Source organism: Candidatus Beckwithbacteria bacterium (genome assembly GCA_012797845.1).
Taxonomy (GTDB): domain Bacteria; phylum Patescibacteriota; class Microgenomatia; order UBA1400; family UBA1449; genus JAAZOH01.
This window is the reverse complement of the sequence record JAAZOH010000006.1, coordinates 1-2,363: the sequence shown is the minus strand read 5'-3', so window position 1 is coordinate 2,363 and position 2,363 is coordinate 1. Positions and strand designations below refer to the sequence as shown.

Here is a 2,363-nt window from a genome sequence, read left to right as displayed (position 1 = left end):
GTTCGGAAGTGGAAGAAAGAAGGCAGTTAGTTAAGCTCGTACTATCGAACCTTAGAGTAGAAGGTAAAAAAGTCCGATTTGACGCTATAAAACCGTTCGACACAATCTTAAATTATGCCGATAGTCAACTCTGGCTCCCCGACTTGGACTCGAACCAAGAACCTACCGCTTAACAGGCGGGCGCTCTACCATTGAGCTATCGGGGAATATTAACTTTTTAAGTTTTTCTCTACCGCTTCCGGATTTAAAATACTTCTCTCTTTCTCTTGCTTCAGACCGATTTAAACATTTCTCAATGTACACTAATTTCCAAGGTTTTTTAGATTTTGTACTTTTATTTTTGCCGACATTATGTTCTTTAACTCTTCTTTCGGGGTCATTTGAAATTCCCTTATACAAACTTAAGTTTTTTGACTTTGAATAGCGTAAAAATAATACATCAATATTATTTTAACAGGCGGGTGCCCTGCCTGCCGGCATGCAGGTCTACCATTGAGCTATCGGGGAATATTTCAAATTCAAAATTAACGAGCTAAACAACAGACAGAATTATATCATTGTAATTTTGGCTTGTCAGTTGGTTTTCCAGCTAAAATTACTCCTAAAAATACAGCTCCCCATCCCCCAAAGTACAAAATTAAAGGCACAAATTTCCTCAGGAAAAATTCAGTTAGCCTACTAAAGCGAACACCTTGAGATCCTTGTTGTAAAACGGTTTGAAGGGTTTGCTGCTCAAGAGGATCAACAATGTGTTTAATATACTGAAATTGGATTAAAAGCAACAAAAAACCCACAAAAAAAAGTAAGTAAAGCCGACGGGGTTTAATAAATTGTAATGCCAAAGCTAAACAAGCTCCTAGAAAATAGGCAATCGCTTGGCTGTTGTGAAGCCAGGTGAAATAAATAAGATCAAGTAAGCCCTGTTGAAGTTGGGATGAAACCATAAAAGTTTACATCAAACTTGGTTTTGATTTCTTTCATTTTTTAAAATCTCACACCAAGTTTGAGGTGGCAGCATTTTAGTCAAGGAAATCTTGAAGTTTTTTCCTTCGACTGGGATGTTTTAGTTTACGCAGTGCTTTAGCTTCAATTTGCCGAATTCGTTCTCTAGTCACTCCAAATTCACTACCAACTTCTTCCAAGGTCATAGGACGCTTGCCTTCTAAACCAAAGCGCATTTTGAGAACTTTGGCTTCACGATCAGATAAAGCCGAGAGCACTTCCATCAGATTTTCTTTAAGCAGATGGCGGGAGGTCAGCTCATATGGCGACTCTTGAGTATCATCAGCAATAAAATCACCTAAATAGCTGTCTTCATCATCACCAATTGGGGTTTCTAAAGAGGTGGTTTTTTGCGAAATTTTCATAATTTCGCGAACTTTATCTGGGTCAAGATCCATTTCTTTACCTACTTCTTCTGGCGAGGGATCGCGGCCCAAATCCTGCATCAACCGGCGTTGAGTCCGAACTAGTTTATTGATAGTCTCAACCATGTGAACCGGAATGCGGATGGTCCGAGCCTGATCGGCAATAGCTCGAGTAATAGCTTGGCGAATCCACCAAGTAGCATAGGTCGAAAATTTATACCCTCGTTTCCAGTCGTATTTTTCAACCGCTCTAATTAAGCCTTTATTACCTTCTTGGATCAAATCTAAAAAGCTCATACCCCGACCAATGTATTTTTTAGCAATAGAAACTACTAAGCGTAAATTAGCGGTCGTTAAATGAGCTTTGGCTTTTAAATCACCTTCCTCATAACGCCTAGCCAAATCAATTTCTTGCTCACGAGTCAAAAGCGGAATCCGACCAATTTCTTTGAGGTACATCCGCACCGGATCAGCTAGTTTTTTATCAGAAAGGGTAGCTAAAACTTCCAATTCTTTTTCCAAATCAGAAGCTTCCTTTTCCTCATCAGCTTCTTCTTCGGACATAGACTCAAAGACGTCAATTCCCAATTTATAGAGCTTGTCATACAAAACATCTAGCTCATCAATGTGATCCTCTGCCTTGGGAAACATATCCAAAATATTATCTTGAGTCACAAAACCATTCTTTTTACCTTGAGCAATAAGTGGTTTAGTATCAATTTTGGCTTTGGTGGGTTTTTTGGTAGTTTTAGCCATAATTTATTAATTATAACGTCTAAGTCGCACCAAAACATCATTGATTTGGCGCTTTAGCTTATCACGACTTTCTGCCTGAGTTTGTGGGAGTTGGTCGCGCAACCTGCTTAGTCTATCACGAAGACTCAATTTTGCAAGCTGACTACTCAGTTCTTGGATTTTGTTTACCACTTCTTTATCACTGTAATTTGGCAGTTCCAGTAAAAAGCTGGTATCAAATTGAGCTTGCAACTCAGCCGG

Annotated in this window: 3 protein-coding genes, 1 tRNA gene and 1 pseudogene; all 5 read right to left on the bottom strand. The window is 39.1% G+C overall.

What is annotated here, in order from left to right:
- Positions 1-131 precede the first annotated feature (131 nt).
- A tRNA-Asn gene (locus GYA49_01195) sits at positions 132-206 on the bottom strand.
- A pseudogene (locus tag GYA49_01190) lies at positions 163-440 on the bottom strand (GIY-YIG nuclease family protein). Before GYA49_01190 ends, GYA49_01195 begins: the two are co-directional and overlap by 44 nt.
- A gap of 114 nt (positions 441-554) precedes the next feature.
- Positions 555-944 carry a hypothetical protein gene (locus GYA49_01185; protein NMC35638.1) on the bottom strand — a complete coding sequence of 130 codons (390 nt, stop codon included), beginning with the start codon at positions 942-944 and terminating at the stop codon, positions 555-557.
- Positions 945-1,019: 75 nt separating this feature from the next.
- On the bottom strand, positions 1,020-2,123 hold the full coding sequence (rpoD, locus tag GYA49_01180; protein NMC35637.1) for an RNA polymerase sigma factor RpoD: 1,104 nt from the start codon (positions 2,121-2,123) through the stop codon (positions 1,020-1,022).
- Between the two features lie 6 nt (positions 2,124-2,129).
- Positions 2,130-2,363, bottom strand: a 234-nt coding sequence (locus GYA49_01175) for a hypothetical protein (protein ID NMC35636.1), incomplete at its 5' end; no start/stop codon positions are given.